The sequence below is a fragment of the Massiliimalia massiliensis genome, assembly GCF_900155615.1.
Lineage (GTDB): Bacteria > Bacillota > Clostridia > Oscillospirales > Ruminococcaceae > Massiliimalia > Massiliimalia massiliensis.
The window spans coordinates 354,384-376,305 of record NZ_FUHT01000003.1; the positions used below are offsets into that span (position 1 = coordinate 354,384).

General features: G+C 50.2%; 22 protein-coding genes. 15 read left to right on the forward strand and 7 right to left on the reverse strand.

The window, feature by feature from the left end:
* The first annotated feature begins 465 nt into the window (after nt 1–465).
* Both CZ360_RS05735 and CZ360_RS05740 read left to right on the forward strand, forming a co-directional pair.
* On the forward strand, nt 466–846 hold the full coding sequence (locus CZ360_RS05735) for a hypothetical protein (RefSeq protein WP_077533234.1): 381 nt from the start codon (nt 466–468) through the stop codon (nt 844–846).
* Nucleotides 847–858: 12 nt separating this feature from the next.
* On the forward strand, nt 859–1,173 hold the full coding sequence (locus CZ360_RS05740; RefSeq protein ID WP_077533235.1) for a hypothetical protein: 315 nt from the start codon (nt 859–861) through the stop codon (nt 1,171–1,173).
* 137 nt (nt 1,174–1,310) lie between these two features.
* On the opposite strand, the gene CZ360_RS05745 is transcribed toward CZ360_RS05740, so the two are convergent.
* The 4 genes from CZ360_RS05745 to CZ360_RS05760 all read right to left on the reverse strand — a co-directional run bounded on the left by CZ360_RS05745 (nt 1,311) and on the right by CZ360_RS05760 (nt 5,860).
* Nucleotides 1,311–3,812: an ATP-dependent Clp protease ATP-binding subunit gene (locus tag CZ360_RS05745; RefSeq protein WP_205411107.1), complete on the reverse strand. Its 2,502-nt coding sequence runs from the start codon at nt 3,810–3,812 to the stop codon at nt 1,311–1,313.
* Between the two features lie 67 nt (nt 3,813–3,879).
* Nucleotides 3,880–4,896, reverse strand: a complete 1,017-nt coding sequence (locus CZ360_RS05750) for a protein arginine kinase (RefSeq protein WP_077533236.1) — start codon at nt 4,894–4,896, stop codon at nt 3,880–3,882.
* A complete protein-coding gene (locus tag CZ360_RS05755) occupies nt 4,889–5,395 on the reverse strand; it encodes a UvrB/UvrC motif-containing protein (RefSeq protein ID WP_077533237.1) in 507 nt (168 codons plus the stop codon). Before CZ360_RS05755 ends, CZ360_RS05750 begins: the two co-directional genes overlap by 8 nt.
* A gap of 18 nt (nt 5,396–5,413) precedes the next feature.
* A complete protein-coding gene (locus tag CZ360_RS05760; protein ID WP_229408029.1) occupies nt 5,414–5,860 on the reverse strand; it encodes a CtsR family transcriptional regulator in 447 nt (148 codons plus the stop codon).
* A gap of 674 nt (nt 5,861–6,534) precedes the next feature.
* Here CZ360_RS05760 and CZ360_RS05765 point away from each other — a divergent pair.
* Nucleotides 6,535–7,908, forward strand: a complete 1,374-nt coding sequence (locus tag CZ360_RS05765; protein ID WP_077533239.1) for a TrpB-like pyridoxal phosphate-dependent enzyme — start codon at nt 6,535–6,537, stop codon at nt 7,906–7,908.
* Nucleotides 7,909–7,927: 19 nt separating this feature from the next.
* Here CZ360_RS05765 and CZ360_RS05770 read toward each other — a convergent pair whose 3' ends face one another.
* The 3 genes from CZ360_RS05770 to CZ360_RS05780 form a co-directional block, all read right to left on the reverse strand.
* Nucleotides 7,928–8,185, reverse strand: coding sequence for a helix-turn-helix domain-containing protein (locus CZ360_RS05770; RefSeq protein ID WP_324612700.1), 258 nt, complete (start codon nt 8,183–8,185; stop codon nt 7,928–7,930).
* Nucleotides 8,186–8,347: 162 nt separating this feature from the next.
* A complete protein-coding gene (locus tag CZ360_RS05775) occupies nt 8,348–8,569 on the reverse strand; it encodes a helix-turn-helix domain-containing protein (protein ID WP_077533240.1) in 222 nt (73 codons plus the stop codon).
* A 120-nt stretch (nt 8,570–8,689) separates the two neighbouring features.
* Entirely contained in the window at nt 8,690–8,914 is a 225-nt protein-coding gene (locus CZ360_RS05780) for a helix-turn-helix domain-containing protein (protein ID WP_077533241.1), read from the reverse strand.
* A gap of 146 nt (nt 8,915–9,060) precedes the next feature.
* Between CZ360_RS05780 and CZ360_RS14005 the strand changes: the two genes are divergently transcribed.
* From CZ360_RS14005 to ruvX, 12 genes are all read left to right on the forward strand, one after another.
* Nucleotides 9,061–9,234, forward strand: a complete 174-nt coding sequence (locus CZ360_RS14005) for a hypothetical protein (protein WP_159438132.1) — start codon at nt 9,061–9,063, stop codon at nt 9,232–9,234.
* Nucleotides 9,235–9,488: 254 nt separating this feature from the next.
* Nucleotides 9,489–10,019: a bifunctional pyr operon transcriptional regulator/uracil phosphoribosyltransferase PyrR gene (gene pyrR, locus CZ360_RS05790; protein ID WP_077533243.1), complete on the forward strand. Its 531-nt coding sequence runs from the start codon at nt 9,489–9,491 to the stop codon at nt 10,017–10,019.
* A gap of 14 nt (nt 10,020–10,033) precedes the next feature.
* Nucleotides 10,034–11,302, forward strand: coding sequence for a dihydroorotase (locus CZ360_RS05795; RefSeq protein ID WP_077533244.1), 1,269 nt, complete (start codon nt 10,034–10,036; stop codon nt 11,300–11,302).
* A gap of 77 nt (nt 11,303–11,379) precedes the next feature.
* Complete coding sequence (gene pyrF / locus CZ360_RS05800; RefSeq protein WP_077533777.1) at nt 11,380–12,315, forward strand: orotidine-5'-phosphate decarboxylase; 936 nt, start codon at nt 11,380–11,382, stop codon at nt 12,313–12,315.
* Between the two features lie 50 nt (nt 12,316–12,365).
* A complete protein-coding gene (locus CZ360_RS05805) occupies nt 12,366–13,427 on the forward strand; it encodes a carbamoyl phosphate synthase small subunit (RefSeq protein ID WP_077533778.1) in 1,062 nt (353 codons plus the stop codon).
* An 85-nt stretch (nt 13,428–13,512) separates the two neighbouring features.
* Nucleotides 13,513–16,707: a carbamoyl-phosphate synthase large subunit gene (gene carB, locus CZ360_RS05810; RefSeq protein ID WP_077533245.1), complete on the forward strand. Its 3,195-nt coding sequence runs from the start codon at nt 13,513–13,515 to the stop codon at nt 16,705–16,707.
* A gap of 114 nt (nt 16,708–16,821) precedes the next feature.
* Nucleotides 16,822–18,147: a Mur ligase family protein gene (locus CZ360_RS05815; protein ID WP_077533246.1), complete on the forward strand. Its 1,326-nt coding sequence runs from the start codon at nt 16,822–16,824 to the stop codon at nt 18,145–18,147.
* Between the two features lie 39 nt (nt 18,148–18,186).
* Nucleotides 18,187–18,918, forward strand: a complete 732-nt coding sequence (locus CZ360_RS05820; RefSeq protein ID WP_077533247.1) for a hypothetical protein — start codon at nt 18,187–18,189, stop codon at nt 18,916–18,918.
* A gap of 29 nt (nt 18,919–18,947) precedes the next feature.
* Nucleotides 18,948–19,730: a dihydroorotate dehydrogenase electron transfer subunit gene (locus CZ360_RS05825; protein ID WP_229408002.1), complete on the forward strand. Its 783-nt coding sequence runs from the start codon at nt 18,948–18,950 to the stop codon at nt 19,728–19,730.
* A 30-nt stretch (nt 19,731–19,760) separates the two neighbouring features.
* Nucleotides 19,761–20,672 (forward strand): dihydroorotate dehydrogenase, encoded by a 912-nt coding sequence (locus CZ360_RS05830; protein ID WP_077533248.1) that lies wholly within the window; start codon nt 19,761–19,763, stop codon nt 20,670–20,672.
* Nucleotides 20,673–20,758: 86 nt separating this feature from the next.
* On the forward strand, nt 20,759–21,421 hold the full coding sequence (locus CZ360_RS05835; RefSeq protein ID WP_077533249.1) for a histidine phosphatase family protein: 663 nt from the start codon (nt 20,759–20,761) through the stop codon (nt 21,419–21,421).
* Nucleotides 21,422–21,484: 63 nt separating this feature from the next.
* The gene (gene ruvX, locus CZ360_RS05840; RefSeq protein ID WP_077533250.1) at nt 21,485–21,922 is read left to right on the forward strand and encodes a Holliday junction resolvase RuvX; all 438 of its coding nucleotides are present in this window, start codon (nt 21,485–21,487) and stop codon (nt 21,920–21,922) included.

Here is a 21,922-nt window from a genome sequence, read left to right on the forward strand (position 1 = left end):
TGAGGGAAGATAAGGATCTGACTTAGAAAGAAATGGTGCAGATGCTGCATGTATCTCAAAAAATCTACTCAGATTATGAGAGGGGGAAAATCAGTATTCTTTTCAATATATTAAAAAAATCAGCCCTCTTTCATGATACCAGTATTGACTATTTGGTTGAAATTACAGATGATCCAATCCCATATCCATGCGGCAGGAAAAAGTAATATTTCGTCTTGACAAAATGGTGACATAGAGGTATAATCTTATATAGGATCGGTAAGGAACCGGTTAGAAATGCAAGAAGCATTTTGTCTTTTCTGATAAATTCTGCGTTGAGAATGTATGCTGTGAAGGCATACGGTCTTTCTGAAGAAAGACCGTATGCCTTTTTTGTTTTACTGCAATCCTTTGAAACAAGTGCCAATATTTTTCCGCGGATATAATTTCTAAAAAGGCAATCATTTTTTTAAGGAGGACGTATATATGGCATGTTTTATTGTTCCGGCTGCGGAAGCGATTGTGACCACTGTGTTGACAAGAGCAATGAGAAAAAAAGAAGATGGTAAGACAAAAACTTCCGATGTGAAAATTAAATTTTCACACAAATTAAAATGGTTATCCAACTTGCTTTGGGGAGGTTCTGCGCTTTTGGCATTCGAGCATGTATGGCATGGTGAAGTTACACCTTGGTTCCCGTTTTTGACGGCAGCCTCGAATCCGGCAGACGCGGCAGAAATGCTTCATGAGATGGCGACGGCTGGTGTCGCCATGGCTTGTCTTGTTACCGCTGTTTGGATTGGAATGGTACTTGTAACAGGTGCAATGGAAAAGAAAATGCTCAAAGCTAAGCCATCAACAAATTAAAGGAGAAAAGCGATGACATTATTGACTACTGTTTTTGCTGCGATTATCTGTACGGTCATATGGTATAAAAAATCACCGGGCGATGATATGAAGGTTGGGGTTTTATGCTGGATGTACTGGGGCGCTTCTCTGATGTGGCTGGTCGATGCAATTTTTGAATATGCAGAGCTTCATGCAGAATTTTTTACGCCTGCGCTGGAAGATATGATAAATGATTTCTATCTTGGTTTATCTGTCGTAGCCTTGGGACTCATTATATGGCTGGTAATTTTACTGATAAAAGATCCGAAAGGTAAAGTAAAGGCCGCTCTGTACAGAAAGAAATAAGGATTGCAGCAGAGCACGCCTGACAGAAAAAGGGCGGCAGGGCGTCGGATCATGATTCCTGCTCTTTTTCAGTTCGCATGGAAGAAACTGGGAGTCACCCAAATGGGTGACTCCCAGTTTCTGGTTTCACAGATACTTTAATTTTCCTCAGAATGTTCCATAACACGGGCAGGTTCGGAGCAGTCGAAGGAGAATTCCCCGTCCTTGACGCCGACTGTAACAAGTCCGCCGGACTTAACCTTTCCTTCGAGCATCAGTTCGGAGATCGGGTCTTCAATCCGCGCGGTAATCGCCCGGCGGAGCGGCCTTGCGCCGTACACATCGTCAAATCCGGCCTCGCCGATTTTTTCAACTGCTTCCGGTGTGACCTTCAGGTGAATGTCAAGCTGCTCCAGCCGTTTTTCCAGCGTGGAGAACATTCGGGTCGCGATTTCCGCGATGTCCGCGCGGGTCAGCTTGTTGAAGATGATGATATCATCGATCCGGTTTAACAGCTCCGGACGGAAATATTTTTTCAGCTCGTTCATGATGATCGAGCGGTTTTCCTCCTGTTCCTTGCTGGCCGCGTCATTGCCGGTTGCGAAACCGACTGTCTTTTTCTCGTCCAGCAGGCGGGCGCCGATGTTGGAGGTCATGATAATCACAGCGTTTTTAAAGTCAACCTTCCGTCCCTGTGAATCGGTTAGGATACCGTCCTCAAGAATCTGAAGCAGGATGTTGAACACGTCTGGATGCGCCTTTTCAATTTCATCAAAGAGGACGACGGAATAAGGCTTCCGGCGGATTTTTTCGGTTAGCTGGCCGCCTTCTTCGTAGCCGACATATCCCGGAGGAGATCCGACCATACGGGAAACCGTATGCTTCTCCATGTATTCGGACATATCCAGCCGCAGCATGGCGTCCTCATCGCCAAAGAGAGCGGCGGCAAGCGTTTTGCACAGCTCGGTTTTCCCGACGCCGGTCGGCCCCAGGAAGAGGAACGAACCCATTGGGCGATGGGGATCCTTTAAACCGACACGTCCGCGGCGGATTGCCCGGCAGACTGCGCTGACCGCTTCATCCTGTCCAACGACCCGTTTGTGCAGCACCTCTTCGAGATGAAGCAGCCGTTCGCTTTCCTCTTCCGTAAGCTGCTTTACCGGAACGCCCGTCCAGCCGGATACAATATCCGCAATATCTTCCGGGGTAACCTCTCCCGTTAAGCCGGAATTCTTCTCCATCCACTGCTGCTTCTGAGATTCCAACTGTTCCTTGATCTGTTTTTCTTCATCACGGAATTTCGCCGCCTGTTCAAATTCCTGGTTGTTGACTGCGGCTGCCTTTTCGTTAGCAAGCTCCTTCAAACGGTCTTCCAGCTCCTTCACGTCGGTTGGAGCGGTATAGGCGCGCAGCCGTACCTTTGCGGCCGCCTCGTCGATCAGGTCGATCGCTTTATCCGGCAGGAACCGGTCATTGATATACCGGCTCGAAAGCTCTACAGCCGCTTTGATTGCCTCATCGGTGATCTTGATTTTGTGGTGCGCTTCGTATTTGTCACGAAGGCCAAACAGGATTTTTACCGCGTCCTCCTGGCTCGGCTCGTTAACCATGACCGGCTGGAACCGGCGCTCCAGAGCGGAATCTTTTTCGATATATTTGCGGTATTCATCCAGGGTGGTCGCGCCGATAACCTGGATTTGCCCGCGGGCAAGCTGCGGCTTTAGAATGTTCGCGGCGTCGATTGCGCCTTCCGCCGCGCCTGCGCCGATGATGTTGTGGATTTCATCGATGAACAGGATGACATTGTGATTCTTGGCGACTTCGTCCAGGACATTTTTAATCCGTTCCTCAAAATCGCCGCGGTACTTTGCACCCGCCAGCATCGAGGTCATATCCAGCGAAACGACCCGTTTGCCTTTTAGAATTTCCGGAACCTCACCGGCGCTGATTTTTTGGGCCAAGCCTTCCGCAATCGCGGTTTTTCCAACGCCTGGTTCACCAATCAGGCAGGGATTATTCTTTGTCCGGCGGGACAGGATTTGGATGACTCGGTCGATTTCCTCTTTTCTCCCGATGACCGGGTCAATATCATTGTCCTTTGCCGCCTGGGTCAAGTCCTTGCCGTATTTCAACAGGTTTTTGAGGTCGCCGGAACCCTGTGTCTTTGCGTTCCCGGATTGATAGCCGTCCGGCGTATATCCGCCGGATGCAGAAGCAGCTTCACCGGCAATTCCGGATACGCAGTCCTGGTAGAGGGTTTGTGGGTCAACGCCTGCATCGTTTAGGAACATGACCGCATAGCCGTCTACCTGACGGAGAATTGCCAACAGCAGATGCTCAGTCCCGACATAGCTGTGGCCAAGCCGTCTTGCTTCAGATACCGACTGCTCCAGAATCCGTTTCGAGCGGGGAGTGAAATGCTCGGGAGAAAGCCGGACAGGATCACCCCGCCCGTCGCTGTCCACAATCTTCTGCAAAACATCTTCTTTGGAAATGCCTTTTTTGCTTAGCAGGGTTGAGGCCACTGAGCTGTCCTCGGCAATCAGCCCGTATAGGATGTGTTCACTGCCGATAAAGGTATGCCCCAATTCAGAGGCAACCTGAATGGCCGCGTTTAATGCTTTATTTGCTTTTTCAGTAAATCCATTGAACAGATACATAATCGTAATCCCCTTTCATCAGGATATTTTCTTTCTTCTATGGTAGTGTTGAGGCTGTTAAAGACTTTTATAAATAGTTTCTGACAATCCCGGCTCGGACAAAATCACGATCCTGGGGGGAAAGGTTTTTACCCTCCCGCTCGCAGACGCTTGCGGAGCCGGTCAGAGCCATCAGCCGGTTCAGACGCGGGATCTCCACATCGTGGATTACCCCAAGCGAAATGCCCAGCCGGACATTGGATACCTCTTCAAAAAACTCCTTGGAGGAAAGCAGCCTTGCATACCGCAGCGCGCCTAGGCTGCGGCAGACTACGTCCTCCAGACGGTGCTTGTCATTTAAGAGGCTCTCTCTTGCGTGCTTTTCATTTTCAATTACCTGAAGGACAATGCTCTCCAGATTCTGGATCGCATCCTGTTCGGTAATGCCTAATGTGATTTGGTTGGAGATCTGGTAAATTGATCCCAGTACCTTGCTTCCTTCACCGTAAGTGCCGCGGATGGTCAGCCCAAGCTTGTTAATGGTTGCGGTAAGCTGGTTCATCAGGCCGCTTTTTTCAAGCGCCGGCAGATGCACCATGACAGACGCGCGCAGCCCCGTACCTAGGTTTGTCGGGCAGGTAGTAAGATATCCGAGCTTTTCATCAAAGGCATAATCAACCTTTGCATCCAGCGCGTCGTCGATTTCGTTGCAGAGCTGGAAGGCGCTGGAAAGGTTCAGCCCGTTTGCCATCACCTGGATTCTCAGATGATCCTCCTCGTTTACCATGATGGAGACGCTCTCGTCAGCGCTCAGTCCCAGCATCCGGTTTTTCGGATTCTTGACAAATTCCCGGCTTACTTCATGGCGTTCCACCATTGCGTAGCGCTTGATCTCGTCCAGGGATTCCATCTCGACAAATGAGAGGGGAGTTCCTCCGACCGGAATATCCTGCAAGGCCGCTTTTACTTTGTCCGCAAGCTGACGCCGCTGATCATCGGACATCCGGCTTTCAAACGGGAAATCCGAAAGGTTTCTCGCCAGCCGAATTCGGCTGCTCAGCACGATATCCTCGTGCGGCGCCGGCAGCTCATACCATTTACTCATCGCCCTGCACCTCCTCGCTGCTGCCGTTTAGCTCAGCTTCCAGCTTTTTAATCCGGTCGCGGACAACGGCAGCCTGTTCAAAGTTCTGTTTTTCAATTAAACGGCTGAGTTCCTCCTTTGCAGCCGCAAGCTCATTTTTCTGTTTCAGCTTTCCGGCGGCGGAACGCGGCGCCTTACCGACGTGGTTTGATTTTCCGTGAATTTTTTCAATACTCCGGGAAAGCTCGCCGGAAAAAACGTCATAGCAGTGGTCGCATCCGACTTTGCCGGTGCTCATGATGTCGTCGAGGCTCATCCCGCATTTGTCGCATACTTTTTTGGTACGGACGGGCTGGAGTCCCTGGCTGAAAAATTGGTTAATGGAAAAATCGGAAAACAGGTTCGAAAACAGCATCGAATTGGCACAGCTATCACAGATGTGCAGCAGTTTTGTTTTTCCATTAATCGTCTGTTTCAATACATTGGTTGCCTCATTCTTTTGGCAGTAATCACAAAGCATTTTTCAGTTCTCCTTTCCTTATTCCACGCAGCTTAGAAGCATGACTTTCATTAAGTTAGCCCGCAGTGTGCGCTTGGCCTTATCCGGCAGTCCGGTAAAGTTGTTGTCGCGCAGGGCGGCTATCATCAGTTTATACTGTTCTGCTGTGAGGATTTTGTCAGAAGCGAGGTTTTGCAGAATCACTCTCGCGCTGGTTTCATCGATTTCAGTGCCGATAGAATTAATCAGGTGAAAAATCGCCTCCCGGTTTTCATAATCGAGCTTCACAATCCGGATAAATCCGCCGCCGCCCCGCCGGCTTTCCACCAGGTATCCATTTTCCCTTGTATAGCGGTTGGTGATCACATAATTGATCTGGCTGGGAACACAGCCGATCTTGCCGGCCAGCTCATTTCTCTGGATTTTGACTGTCCCGCCAGCCTCCCGCAGCATTTCATTGATCTGAGCCACGATCAAGTCTGTCATGTTCACGTTTGACCGCCTCCTTTTTGTTTGACTTTGACTTTCTTTGACTTTTGAAATTAGTATACACTTAAGGTCAGGGAAAGTCAATAGCATATTCAGTTTAAAATTGTAAATATTTTGTGAATAAAAATTCTGTTCAACAACTGCTCGGATCTGTCCCGGACAATTTTTGGAATATAAACAATGCATTGCCTGCCTGGAAAGGGAAGTTGTCGGGGAAATCTTGTCATATTGAGGCGGATATGGTAGACTGAAAAAAGATTCAGTTGGGAAAGGAGACAATAACTGTGACAGAACGAAACAAGGGCTGTGGAGAAGAATTTTCTTGACAAACCGGTGCGAATATGCTACAATACAACAAACCGATGAGGAAGAGTAAGTAGGTTTTATCCATTTTCCTTCAGAGAGCCGCAGAGAGGTGTGATTGCGGCGGAAAACATAAAGCTGAATGGGCTTCCGAGGGCAATCAGAAACGGGAGATTTGCCGGAGTATGTGCGCCGGAGTATGGCACTTCGTAAACAAAAGTCTGCATATGTTGGTATGCGTAAAGTGGGCGTATTATAATGATATGTCAAGCCGGGTGGCACCGCAGGGTTTATTCAATCCTGTCCCAGCAATTAAACTGGGACAGGATTTTTGTATTTTGTCCCAAATTTAGAAAGGAGACAGAATGATGTCAAAAGAAAAAATCCCTTACAAAATTTATCTGGAAGAATCGGAGATGCCGAAAGTATGGTATAATCTCCGCGCTGACATGAAAAACAAACCGGCTCCCCTGCTTAACCCGGGCACCTTAGAGCCAATGAAGGCAGAAGAGCTTGCAGGCGTGTTCTGTGAGGAGCTGGTGCGGCAGGAGCTCGACGACACCACCCCTTATTTTGAAATTCCGGAAGAGATCCGCAATTTCTATAAGATGTACCGTCCGTCTCCGTTGGTACGGGCTTACTGCCTGGAGGAAAAGCTCCAGACGCCTGCAAAGATTTACTATAAATTCGAGGGCAACAACACCAGCGGCAGCCACAAGCTGAACTCCGCGATTGCACAGGCGTATTACGCGAAGAAACAGGGCTTAAAAGGCGTTACCACTGAAACCGGCGCAGGGCAGTGGGGAACCGCGCTGTCCATGGCCTGCTCCTACTTTGACCTTGACTGCAAGGTTTATATGGTGAAGGTTTCCTATGAGCAGAAGCCCTTCCGGAGAGAGGTGATGCGCACCTACGGCGCGTCGGTCACCCCGTCCCCGTCGATGGAAACCGAGGTTGGAAAGAAAATCCTGGCAGAGCATCCCGGCACCTCCGGGAGCCTGGGCTGCGCGATTTCCGAGGCGGTAGAAAAAGCGACCGCTACCGAGGGCTACCGCTATGTACTTGGCAGTGTGCTCAACCAGGTACTGCTGCACCAGTCCGTCATCGGGCTGGAAACCAAAGCGGCGCTCGATAAATACGGAATCAAGCCGGATATCGTCATCGGCTGCGCGGGCGGCGGCTCTAATCTCGGCGGCCTGATCGCCCCGTTTATGGGTGAAAAGCTCAAGGGCGAAGCAGACTACCGGATTATCGCAGTTGAGCCGGCCTCCTGCCCGAGCTTTACCAGAGGAAAATATGCCTATGATTTCTGCGACACCGGTATGGTCTGCCCGCTTTCAAAGATGTATACCCTAGGCAGCGGCTTTATGCCTGCTCCGAACCATGCCGGCGGCCTGAGATACCACGGCATGAGCTCCACCCTCTCCCAGCTTTACCACGATGGGCTGATGGAAGCGGTTTCCGTTACCCAGACCTCGGTGTTTGAGGCTGCGGAGCAGTTCGCCAGGATCGAGGGAATCCTGCCCGCGCCGGAAAGCTCCCACGCGATTAAGGTTGCGATTGACGAGGCGATGAGATGCAAGGAAACCGGCGAGGAAAAGACCATTGTGTTTGGCCTGACCGGAACTGGATATTTTGATATGGTAGCGTATGAAAAATTCCACGACGGAAAGATGACCGACTATATCCCGACAGATGAAGAAATTCAGCAAACTCTGGATAAGCTCCCAAAAGTTGAATAGAAAACAAAAAAGCTGCCCGCTAGGGCAGCTTTTTTGTTTTACTTTCCGGCACATACTCTAGGATATCTTCTACTTTGCAGTCAAGGAGTTCGCATAAATCATCAATTAGGGCAGTTGAAATTCCCAAATTGTGTCGCATACGAAAGAGGGTATGGCTGCTGTATCCATGCTTGTGTATCAATTGATAAGAACTGGACCCTCGCAGCTTTAGCGTCCGCCAAAACGGGTCGTATACAATCATAGCCCACCACCCAAATTCATTGATTTCTTTTATCATAAACCAGTTTTATCCAGTTTACCATTCTGCAAATGTTAAGTTGTCCGAATTTTGAGAGAGTCAAAATCTGGAAATTGCCAATTTTCTTTTTCTCATATAAAATGATAATATATATGATCAGTATTTTTAGGGTGTTTTTGACCTATCGATATTTTTCGGCGATCATTGATTTTCCTCAAATTTTTGCTCGGAGATGTACTCGATTACGTCCTCGACCCGGCATTCCAGGATTTGGCAGAGGCGGTTGATCATCCAGGTGGAGATGCCCTGGTCGTGCCTCAGGCGGGAAATCGTGTGCGGGCTGAAATGATAAGTCTCCCTGAGCGTGTAGGTGGTGATCTGTTTTTCCTTCATCGTTTTCCATAAGGGGCGGTAAGTAATCATCTTATATTTTCCTCCAATTCTGTTCTTTTTTCGACATTGTGTTGAAAAAATATTCGGTTTGCGACCAATTTCGATCCAGCAATAAGAAAGCTGACCATAACGATCTCCGTCAGGCCAGCGTCATAATATGTCTATTTGGTTGGAATCGTCCGGGAGGTAGAGCAGAATGTCCTCTACGCGGCAGTTAAGAATACCGCAGAGCTTGTCAATCAGCGCGGTGGAAATACCCCCGTTGTGACGCAGGCGGTGGATGGTATGGGAGCTCATCTCATAAACATGAACGAGCTGGTAGGAAGAGAGGTTCCTCTTTTTCATTGTTTCCCAAAACGGCGTGTAAACGATCATAATTTTTAACTCCTTTCATTGATCTAACATACTAAACAATTTTGCGTATGATTTTGCAATACATTTTAATCATAATGCAAACTCCACTACTTGAACATGTTCCAAATATGGACTATAATGAAATTAAAAAGCGGGAGGAAAAACAAATGCGCTGTAAAAACCGATTTTGTGTTTACTATTCAAAAACCTATTGTATGCTGGATGAGGACTTTATTTCGATGGACGAGCGCGGGCAGTGCGCAGTCTGCGAATATGTCGAGATTGACGACTATTTTCTGGATCGGGCAAGGGACCGCACCCTGCAAAAAATCGACCGCTGACATCTTACAAAAACATCCGGCAAATTATTTTGAAATTTTACAAAATCACTATAGACAAACAAGGCGCGGTATACTATAATTAATACAAATCAAACAGCAACCTTTAATTCGGTCCTGTGAGGCCGGCAAGGCAGCGAGCTTACAATAGGGGGATACTATAGCTGTATCCGGATAGGGAATGTATAAGCTGACAACTGCTTTGGCAGGAGGTCAGCTTTTTTTTGAGCAAAAATGAAGCCGGGAGGTGCGGTGGAATGGAGCACAAACTGATTCTTGACGAAAAGGCGATGGAACGTGCCATCGCGCGGATATCCTTCGAGATCATCGAAAGGAATAAGGGCGCGGACAACCTTTGTATTATCGGAATCCTTTCCCGCGGCGCAGAGCTGGGGAAACGGATTGCAGAGAAGATCGGACAGGTAGAGGGGAAGGCGGTGCCTTATGGCATGCTGGACATTACCGCATTCCGGGATGACAAAAAACTCAGTGCGGCGCACCAGGATCAGACAAAAATTCCGTTTGAGGTGGAAAACAAGCAGGTGGTGCTGGTGGACGACGTAATCTATACCGGACGGAGCGCCCGCAGCGCAATGGACGCGGTAATGAAGCGGGGCAGGCCGAAAACCGTCCAGCTTGCAGTACTGGTTGACCGCGGGCATCGGGAGCTGCCGATCCGCGCCGATTTTATCGGGAAAAACCTCCCGACCTCTAAACAGGAAACGGTACAGGTAAAGGTCAAAGAGCGGGACGGGATCAACAGCGTTTTGATCCTGCCGGAACAGTAAAAAGGAGATTAGCCATGCTGATTGCAAACGGACGGGTGGTCGACCCGTCAGACGGGACGGACAAAAAGCTAGACCTGAGAATTCGGGACGGACGGATTGCCGCGCGGGCGGAGTACCTGGAGCCGGAAGAAGGCGAAGAGGTAGTAAACGCCGAGGGGCTTTGCGTGATGCCGGGCTTGGTGGATATGCATGTTCACCTGCGTGACCCGGGGCTGACCTATAAAGAGGATATACTCAGCGGGTGTGAGGCTGCCGCCGCCGGCGGGATAACCTCCCTGCTTTGCATGCCGAATACCAGCCCGGTTACTGACAGCCGGGAAATCATTACAGCCATACAGAAAAAGGCGGAACAGGCGAAGGCTCATGTTTACGTCACTGCTGCGATCACCCAGGGATTAAACGGCGAAGCCTTGGGTGACTTTGCGGAGTATCAGGCGCTGGGCGTCAAGGCGGTAAGCGACGACGGCAAGCCGGTAAAAAATGCGGCGATGATGGCAGGCGCATTGTGCGAGGCGAGGAAACACGGCTTGCTTGTCACCTCCCACTGTGAGGATTTGGATATCATTCAGGGCGGAATTGTCAATGCCGGAAGGGTGTCCGAACTGCTGGGAGTGAAAGGGATGCACCGCAGCAGTGAGGATACTGTTACTGCCAGAGAGATTATCCTGGCGGAAACCAACGGCTGTGCAGTGCATATCGCGCATGTCTCCACCAGGCTTTCGGTGCAGCTTATCCGAGAGGCTAAGGCCAGGGGCGTGCAGGTGACGGCAGAAACCTGTCCCCACTATTTCGGGATGACTGAGGACGAAGTGCTGAAAAAGGACGCCGATTACAGGATGAACCCGCCGCTTCGGGAGGAAGCAGACCGGAGGGCTGTGCTTGAAGGGGTGCTGGATGGAACGCTGGACTGTATTGTTACAGACCACGCGCCGCACACACCGGAGGAAAAGGCGGACTTTTACCGGGCGCCTAACGGCGTCATTGGGATGGAAACCTCTTTCGCCGCGGCCTATACCCATCTGGTCAAGCCGGGACTGCTGAGCCTGTCCGGACTGTTGGAGCGGATGAGCACCAATCCGGCCAGACTGCTTGGGATTGAAGCCGGAACACTGTGTGTGGGCGCGGTGGCAGATATTGCGATTGCGGATTTAAGCCGCGAGTGGGTGGTTGACCCGGAGAAGAGCCATTCGCGCTCTAAAAATATGATATATAAAGGAAGAACTTTGGCGTCAAAGGTTGTTATGACCATTCAGGATGGCGTCGTGGTCTATTCTGAGAGATAGGTTCCGTCAAAAGAACCGGAAAAACAGAAGCTGTGAAGGAAAGGAAACCTTTGTATGGCAAGGGTATGGTGAAAAAGATGTCAATGGATTTGCTGATTGAAAAGATTGCCGAGATGAAAAATCCGACTGTTGCGGGATTGGATCCCAAGCTTTCTTATGTGCCGGAATATCTTCGGGAGGAGGCGTTCGCCCAGTACGGCAGCACGCTGGAGGGCGCGGCCCAGGCACTGCTGGCCTTTAATAAGGGCCTGATCGACGCACTCTGTGATATTGTTCCGGCTGTAAAACCCCAGTGCGCTTATTATGAAATGTACGGCTGGCCGGGGGTAAAGGCGCTGTACGAAACCATGTCCTATGCGAAGGAAAAGGGAATGGTAGTGATCACAGACGGAAAGCGCAACGATATCGGCACCACGATGGAAGCCTATGCAACCGGACACCTCGGGAAAACAGAGGTAAACGGTATCCTTTACCAGGGCTTCCCCGGCGATTGCCTGACCGTCAACGGATATCTTGGTACCGATGGGATCAAGCCTCTTCTCCAGATTTGCCGGGAAGAGGATAAAGGGATTTTCGTGCTGGTGAAAACCTCCAATCCGTCTTCCGGGGAATTGCAGGATCGGCTGATTGACGGAAAGCCGGTTTATGAGTTAATGGGCGAAATGTGTGAAGGCTGGGGCGCGGAGCAGGTTGGAAAATACGGCTACAGCGCGGTCGGCGCGGTAGTTGGCGCTACTTATCCTCAGCAGCTTGAAGCACTCCGTGCAAAGATGCCGCATACCTTTTTCCTTGTTCCGGGCTATGGGGCACAGGGCGGAGGCGCAAAGGACGTAAGCTATGCGTTCGACCAAAACGGCCTGGGCGCTGTTGTGAATTCCTCAAGGGGAATTATGTGTGCATATCAGAAAGAAGGCTGTGACGAGCATGATTTTGCCGGCGCGGCGCGCCGAGAAGCCATTCGGATGCGGGAGGATATTGCAGGTGTGATCGCACCGATTTCACTGTCGAAATAGGAAAGTAAGGATATAAAAGATCGTTAAAAGAGAAAGGGATGGTCAAAAATATGATCCAGGATGGAAAAAAGGCAGTGCTGCTGCTTGAAAACGGAACAGAACTGATCGGAAAAAGCTGCGGTGCAGAAGGAACAGCGATGGGAGAAACAGTATTTACCACTGCGATGGTCGGTTATCAGGAAACTCTGACTGATTCCGCGTTCTATGGAAAGCTGGTTACCCAGACCTTCCCGCTGATTGGAAATTACGGCGTCAATTCTTTTGACGATGAAGCTCCCCGCTGTTATGCGTCCGGCTATATCATCCGGGAATGGTGCGAGGTACCGTCTAATTTCCGCTCAGAAGGCGACATCAACGATTACTTGAAACGGCATGGTATTGTCGGTATTTACGATATTGATACCCGAAAGCTTACCAAAATCCTTCGGGAGGAAGGGGAGATGAACGGGGTGATTACTACTGGGGAGTATGACAGGGAAGCGCTTCTTAAGGAGCTGAGAGCATTTCAGGTCACAGATGCGTTGAAGGCGGTTTCCGTATCTGCGCCTAAGGAATATAAGGCGGAAGACGGAACAAAAAAAGTAGCGGTGCTGGATTTTGGTGTACACAAAAGTATGATTGAAGGCTTCACTAAAAATGGCTGCGGCGTTACCGTCCTGCCGTATGATACATCAGCGGAGACGATCAAAGCAGCCGGCTATCACGGTGTTTTTCTTCCGGATGGGCCGGGTAATCCCTCCGGAGCGGAAGAGATCATCCATACGGTAAAGGAGCTCTGTGACTGGGGAATGCCGATAGCCGGCGTTGGCCTGGGACATCTCGTCCTGGCGCTTGCCAACGGCGGAAAGATAAGGAAGCTCCATTACGGCCATCGCGGCGGCAATCAGCCGGTCATTGACCTTGCGCATGGACGCACCTATGTTACCTCCCAGAACCATGGCTTTGTTGTAGAGGAAATCAGCCCGGAGACAGCACAGGTGAGCTTCCACAATGCAAATGACAAGACCTGCGAGGGGCTTAGATATCTGCATATTCCGGCTGTGAGTGTTCAGTTTATGCCGGAAGAAGGATTCTATAGAGAGTTTGTTTCCATGATGGATAACAAGAGCTAGTGTAACAATAGATCAGGACAGAATACACGCCATATTTACACAGGAAGCAAATTCCGCTTGATTGCTGAAAGGAATGATTTGAATTATGCCGTTGAGAAAAGAGTTAAAGAAAGTTTTGGTAATCGGTTCAGGCCCGATTGTGATCGGACAGGCTGCCGAATTTGATTATGCGGGTACTCAGGCTTGCCGTGCGTTAAAAGAAGAAGGGCTGGAGGTTGTATTGGTCAACTCTAACCCGGCGACGATTATGACCGACAAGGCAATGGCTGACAAAATTTATATCGAACCGTTGACGCTGGACGTCATCCGCCGCGTTATCGAGATTGAGAAACCAGACAGCCTGCTGTCAACACTGGGCGGACAGACCGGCCTTACCCTCTCCATGCAGCTTGCAAAGGAGGGCTTTCTCGACAGCCATAATGTAATCCTTCTGGGTGCAAATCCGGAAACCATTGATAAGGCGGAGGATCGCCAGTCCTTTAAGGATACGATGGAATCCATCGGGGAGCCTTGCATCCCGTCAAAGGTTGTTACAACGGTAGAAGACGCGATCGCTTTCACCGAAACCATCGGATATCCGGTGATTGTCCGCCCGGCCTTTACCCTGGGCGGTTCCGGCGGCGGCATTGCAGACACGGAAGAGGAACTGCGTGAAATTGCCGGGAATGGCCTGCGGCTTTCCCCAATCACACAGGTTTTGATTGAAAAATGTATTTCCGGCTGGAAGGAAATTGAGTTTGAGTGTATTCGGGACAGCAAGAGCAACGCCATTACAGTCTGCTCGATGGAAAATGTCGACCCGGTCGGAGTCCATACCGGGGACAGCATTGTTGTCGCTCCGGCTGTAACCCTGAGCAATAAGGAATATCAGATGCTGCGGACGGCGGCTTTGAATATTGTTGAGGCGCTGAAGGTAGAGGGCGGCTGCAACTGTCAGTTTGCGCTCCATCCGGAATCGATGGAATACGCGGTGATTGAAGTAAATCCGCGCGTATCCCGTTCCTCTGCGCTGGCTTCCAAAGCGACCGGCTACCCGATTGCAAAGGTTGCCTCCAAGATCGCGATTGGCTATACCCTTGATGAAATCGTCAATGCGGTTACCGGAACCACCTATGCGTGCTTCGAGCCGGCAATTGACTATCTCGTGGTGAAATTCCCGCGCTGGCCTTTTGACAAATTCGTCTACGCTTCCAAAAAGCTCGGTACTCAGATGAAAGCGACCGGTGAGGTCATGAGCATTGGAACCAGCTTTGAACAGGCGATGATGAAGGCGATCCGCGGCGCTGAACTGAAGGTGGATTCCTTGAACCTGCCCAAGCTCGCCAAGATGAGCGATGAGGAAATCAAGGCGGGAATTGACCCGGCGCACGACGAGCGGATTTTCTATGTATTTGAAGCCCTGAAACGCGGGATGAGCATTGATGAAATCCATGAAATTACCATGATCGACGAATGGTTTATCGCCAAGCTGAAGAACCTGGTCGAACTGGAAAAATGGCTGGCCGACGGAGAACTGACTGTAGAGAAATACCGCTATGCGAAGAAATGGGGATATTTGGACAGTACTATTGAACGGATGAGCGGCCAGAAGGTGCCGGAGCACTTCTCTGCCTCCTATAAGATGGTTGACACCTGCGCCGGGGAATTCAAGGCGCAGACCCCGTATTTCTATTCAACCTATGACAAGCAGAACGAAGCGGCGGAGTTTATCGAGGAGCATGACCAGGGCAGGAAACGGGTGCTGGTATTCGGTTCCGGGCCGATTCGAATCGGGCAGGGAATTGAATTTGACTACTGCTCCGTCCATTGTGTCTGGGCCCTGAAGGAAGAGGGCTGTGAGGCTGTCCTCTGCAACAATAATCCGGAGACCGTCTCCACTGACTTTGACACCGGGGATCGGCTGTATTTTGACCCATTGACAAAAGAGGATGTTAAGAATATTATTGAAACGGAGAAACCGTATGGCGTAGTCGTCCAGTTTGGAGGACAGACCGCGATTTCCCTCGCAAATTATCTGGATCAGTTGGGAGTTAAGATTTTGGGAACCCAGGCCGACAGCGTCGACGCCGCGGAGGACCGGGAACGGTTCGACCAGGTTCTGGAGCGCTGCGGGATTCCGCGTCCGGCCGGGCATACTGTCTTTACAGCGGAAGAAGCGAAAAAAGCCGGAAATGAGCTCGGCTATCCGGTGCTGCTGCGGCCCTCCTATGTTTTGGGCGGCCAGAACATGATTATTGCGCATTCGGATCAGGATGTAGATGAATATATGGCGATCATCACCCGTACGAAATTAGAAAACCCGGTTCTGGTGGACAAATACCTGATGGGAACGGAAGTAGAGGTTGACGCGATCTGTGATGGGACGGATTTTGTCATTCCGGGAATCATGGAGCATATTGAACGCGCGGGCATTCATTCCGGGGATTCCATCTCCGTCTATCCGGCGCAGAACCTTTCCGCGAAAATCAAAGAAACCATTATTGAATACACCAAACGCCTTGCAATGGAATTAAAAGTCATCGGTTTGGTCAATATTCAGTATGTGGTCTATAACCATGAGGTCTATGTCATTGAAGTCAACCCGCGTTCCTCCAGGACAATCCCGTACATCAGCAAGGTGACCGGCGTGCCGATGGTGGATATCGCCACCAAGATTATGCTGGGGCATACGTTAAAGGAAATGGGATATGAATCCGGATTGGTGCCGGATGCGGAGTATATCGCGGTGAAGGTTCCGGTGTTCAGCTTTGAAAAGCTGCACAACGTGGACAACCAGCTTGGGCCGGAGATGAAATCCACCGGAGAAGTGCTGGGAATCGCCAAAACCTTTGAGGAAGCGCTTCTGAAGGGGCTGATTGCGGCCGGTCAGAATATTAAGGTCGAGGGCGGTGTTCTGATCACTGTCCGGGACAGCGATAAGGGCGAGATTATCCCGATTGCGGAGAAATTCGCGGACCTTGGGTTTGACCTTTATGCAACCAGCGGGACGGCAAACAAGCTGAATAACGCCATGATTCCAACCAACGTGGTTTCCAAAATCAGCGAACACAAGCCGAACAGCACGATGGACATCCTCAATAGCGGGAAGATCAGCTATGTTATTTCTACCTCAGCAAAGGGGCGTTCACCGGCAAAGGACAGCGTAAAAATCCGCCGGAAAGCAGTGGAGCATGGGATCGCCTGCCTGACGGCGCTGGATACTGCCAATGCAGTTGCCGACTGCATTGCAATGCACAAAACCATCAACGATGTGGATTTGGTTGATATCACGAAAATTTAACAGGCTTCAGCATGGCAATGGCCGGATTTTCCGGTCATTGCTATCCTTGCTTTGAAAGAGGTATTTGAACAGGGCGGAAAATGCCTGAACTGATACGAAAGGACAGTCGCAATCATGAGAATGTTTTTGACCATACTTGTCTGCAAACTCCTCCGCTTTATTGGGAAACTGATCGGCAAAGGCTCCAGCCTGCCGGGTGAAATTGCGTTAAAGCTCGATCCCAATATCCTGCGGAAATTAACTTTGCCGAAATACGTCATCGCGGTAACCGGCTCGAACGGGAAAACCTCAACTGTAGAGATGATCTCCCAGATTCTGCGCAAAAGCGGGCTGACGGTGGCTTATAATAAAGAGGGGTCGAACCAGATTGAAGGGGTAACCACTTTCCTGCTTTCGGACAGTACGCTTCGCGGTAAGCTGAGAAGCGACGTCGTATTGATTGAGAGCGACGAACGGTTCGCCCGCCATACCTTTAAACACTTTATTCCAACCCATTATGTGATTACCAACCTCTACCGGGATCAGTTGACCCGCAACGGGCATCCGGAATGGGTATATGATATCATTGGGCAGAGCATCCATGAGGGAAGCCGGCTCATTTTAAATGCGGACGACCCCTTGGTGTCCTGCTTTGGATACGGAAAAGAGGATGTCATTTATTTCGGTGTGGATCGGTTCTCTGAGTCCACAGAGGAAAATACCAGTGTTTACAATGACGGCAAGTACTGCCCATACTGTAAAGCGCCGATGGAATATGAATACTACCATTACAATCATATCGGGAATTACCATTGCGAAAGCTGCGGGCATCGCCGGCATGATACCCAGTATACTGTCACAGAGGTCAATTTGTCCGATGGATATATTATCATCGACGGTGAGCATCGGATAGATCTGGCGCTGAAGAGCATCTATAATGTTTATAATATCCTCGCCGCCTATTCTGTAGCGCGGTTAGTTGGAATCGACGGGGAGAAAATAGCCGAATCGATCAGCAGCTATGTGCTGAAAAACGGAAGGGTTGTCACCTTTACAGCCGGAGAGAAAAAGGGAACCCTATTAACCTCTAAGCACGAGAACTCGATCTCCTATGACCAATCGCTGCGGGTTGCCCGGGCGCATCCGGAGGATACCACCGTAATGGTGATTGTTGACCGGGTGAGCCGGAAATATTTTACCAGCGAAACCTCCTGGCTGTGGGATATTGATTTTGAATTGCTCGAGCATGACAATATCAAAAAGATTATTCTGGCCGGCGCCTATGCGAGCGACCTTGCGGGACGTTTTTCCTATACGCAGATAGACCCTGCTGTAATTACCGTGAAAAAACAGGTTGCGGACGCAGTGGAGGAACTGAAGAAGCATGCTGTCGGTTATAGCTATGTCATTACCTGTTTTTCTGACAAGGATAAATTCCTCGCTCAGGTTCTGGTGGACTAGCAGAAAAGATGAGCGGCTGGAGAAAAGGAGTAGGCGCAGATGAAGATATTGCATTTATATTATGACCTGATGAATCTCTATGGGGAGAACGGGAATATGCGGGTGCTGTCCCGCCATTTGGAGGATCAGGGCTTTGCGGCAGAGGTAGAACGGAAAACAGTCGGCGAGACAATTGAGTTTTCTGAATATGCATTTATTTATTGCGGAAGTGGTACGGAACGGAACCAAAAAGTAGCTTTGGAACATTTGAAGGAACATGCGGAGGGTTTTCAAAAAGCGGTAGAAAGCGGGATTCCCTGTCTCTTTACCGGAAATTCTTTGGAAATGCTGGGTTCCGTCATTCATGGATTGGACGGCAGGGATCATGAAGGACTTTCTCTTCTGCCCTTTTCAGTACAGGAGGACAAGGACACCCGCTTCACCGGGGATGCTGTTTTTACAGCCGACTGGCTCGGAAAGGATTTCGTTGGATTTATTAACAAATGTACGGATTTGACCGGGCTGTCGGGAGAGACTCTCTTTACTGTAAAGATGGGAAAGGGAAACAGCGCGAATGATAACCGCGAAGGCTTTCGCCTTTACAACCTGTTCGCGACCTATCTTACCGGGCCGATGCTGGTAAAAAACCCGCATTTTATGCAGTATTTGATCGAACTGATCGGAAAGCGTGATAACGAAAGCTTTGTATATCGGGAGATTTCCTATCCGTATGAGGAGGATAGCTATCAGGTGACTCTGAACGCGCTCCTTGACAGGATTCAGACGAAATAGACGCCGACAGGAAAACAGGAGGGAACAGTTTGGAACAGGGAACGTATCTGCAGGGGAAATACCAATTGGTAGAAAAGAAAAACCTTGCGAAAAACACCTATGATTTTACCATCGCTGCCAAAGAAATGGCGGAGCTTGCCGAGGCCGGCCAATTTGTCCATCTCAGAGTAGAGGGCTTTATGCTGCGCCGGCCGATCTCCATCTGTGAGATTGACCGCAGCGCCGGCACACTGCGGATTGTTTTTGAGGTACGCGGCGAGGGAACAAAACAGCTTGCCAAAATCAATGAGGGCGAATTTGTAGACGTACTAGGGCCGCTTGGCCGGGGTTTTACCCTGCTGCCCGCCAATCAGAGCGTGATCGCGGTCGGCGGGGGGATCGGCGTACCGCCAATGCTTGAAACGGCAAAGCACTACCAAAAAAATGCAACGGTTATCATTGGCTTCCGAAGTGCAAACGCAGTAATTTTAAATGATGATTTTAAAGCCTGCGGGAATGACGTCATGCTCTGTACCGACGACGGGACAATGGGCGCGAAGGGATTTGTAACCCAGGCGCTGCATAAACGTCTGATGGAGGGGCATGCTGACATGATCTATGCCTGCGGGCCCCACGCTATGCTCAAGGGCGTGGTGGAATTGGCCAATGAATTTGGCGTACCCTGTGAGGTTTCATTGGAAGAACGGATGGGCTGCGGCGTGGGAGCCTGCCTGGTCTGTGCCTGCAAAACAGTGAAAAACGGTGAGGAGTATTACGCCCATGTCTGTAAAGACGGGCCGGTGTTCCCTGCGGAAGAAGTGATCTTTGAGTAGGAAAAAGGCGCTTTAGAAAGGAATGGATTTATGGCAGATTTACGTGTAAATATCGCGGGTGTTGAACTGAAAAACCCGGTGATCCCGGCTTCCGGCGCGTTTGGATTTGGACGGGAATATGAAAAGCTGTACCCTCTGTCTAAATTGGGCGGGATCGCGACCAAAGGGACGACCTTAAATAAAAAAGACGGCAACCCGCCTCCGCGGATTGCCGAGACCCCGAATGGAATGCTCAATTCCGTTGGGCTTCAAAATCCGGGAATCGAGCATTTTATTCAGGAGGAGCTTCCACATTTGAAATCCTGTGATACTGTGGTAATTGCCAATATTGCGGGAGCAACCGAAGAGGACTGTGTGGAGATTGCCAGACGGCTGGAGCCGACTGATGTCGATATGATCGAGCTTAACATTTCCTGCCCGAACGTAAAGCAGGGAGGCGCTGCCTTTGGAGTACACTGCCAGAGCGCCGCACATATTACGGCGGCAGTGCGGAGGGCGACTAAAAAGCCGCTGATGGTGAAGCTGTCTCCAAATGTAACGAATATTACGGAGATCGCGCGGGCTGTCGAAGCGGAGGGGGCGGATGCGGTCTCGCTGATCAATACTCTTTTGGGAATGCGGATTGACCTGAAAACCCGGCGTCCGGTTTTGAAGAATAATGTCGGGGGAATGAGCGGCCCTGCAGTTTTTCCAATTGCTGTCAGGATGGTATGGCAGGTTGCGAATGCGGTTCAAATTCCGGTAGTCGGAATGGGCGGGATCTCTGCCTGGAACGACGCTGTTGAAATGATGATGGCAGGCGCTGCCGCAGTCCAGATTGGTGCGGCGATCTTCCAGGATCCGTTTGCACCACTGAAGGTGATTGATGGCCTGAACCGTTATTGTGATGAAAACGGGATTGAAAGGATAAGCGAGCTGACCGGTACAGTTAAGCCCTGGTAGGGGGCAGAACGCTTTTGCGGCGCTGATACCGGCTGCGCCTAAGTGAAATTCAGGAAATATAAAATGTTTTAAGAAAGGAAAGGCGGATGACAACAATCTATTTAATCCGGCATGCATATGCACAGGGGAATCTTGACCGGTCATTTCAGGGGAGAATTGACGGGAAGCTGACCGAGCTTGGCTACCAGCAGCTTGACTGCCTGGCGGAATACTGTAAAGGCCTTCCCTTTGACAGCGTTTATACAAGCCCGCTTTCCCGCGCCTATGAAACAGCGGCGGCGGCGAACCGCCACCATAACCTCCCGATCCAGACTGACGATGGCTTGCTGGAGATCGATGGCGGCGACTGGGAAGGAAAAAAGTGGGCGGCGTTGGAAAAGGCTGACCCGGTGCGTTACGGGATGTGGAAACAGCGGGATCCGGAATTTCAAGCCCCAAATGGAGAAAAACTTTCCCATGTTTATGACCGTATGGTGCGAACCGTATTACATATTGTAGAAAGAAATCGAAATAAAACGATTTGTATTGTATCTCATGGCTGTGCAATTGTGACATTTATGGCGTGGGCAAACGGCCTGCCGCCAAAACGGTTGAATGAAATGAAAATTTGCGACAATACTGCGGTAAACAAGCTCACCTTTGACGATGAGCTTCATCCGTCAATTGTTTGGCAGAACGATATCAGCCATCTGGACGAGGATTTGCGTACCTATGCGATGACCCTGTTCCAGCATAAAGAGGAAAAATAGAAAGCTTTGGCCGGTTCTGCGTGACAGGAGCGGTTTTCTGCTTATCGAAAGGATTGGATGATTATGAAGATTATGGCGGTTGATTTCGGCGAAGCGCGCACTGGTCTGGCTGTCTGCGACCGGACAGAATTCCTGGCTTCTCCGGTTGGGGTGGTGCATGAACGCGACTTTGAAACCTGCGTGAAAAAGGTTGCCTACGCTGCGGTGAAGGAACTGGACGTCGGCATGGTCGTAGTCGGACTGCCCAAAAACATGGATGGTTCTCTAGGCCCGCGCGCTGAGCTCTGCGACAAATTTGCAAGGGCGCTCAAGGCATTGATCCCGATCCCGGTTGTAACCTGGGACGAACGCCAGACAACCATGCAGGCGGCAGCCTATCTGAACGAGCTGGATGTACGGGGAGCAAAACGCAAGGAGGTAATCGATGAGGTGGCTGCGACGATTATTCTGGAAAGCTACCTGCAGTACCGCAAAAATCAGAAGGAGCAAGGGCGGGAATAG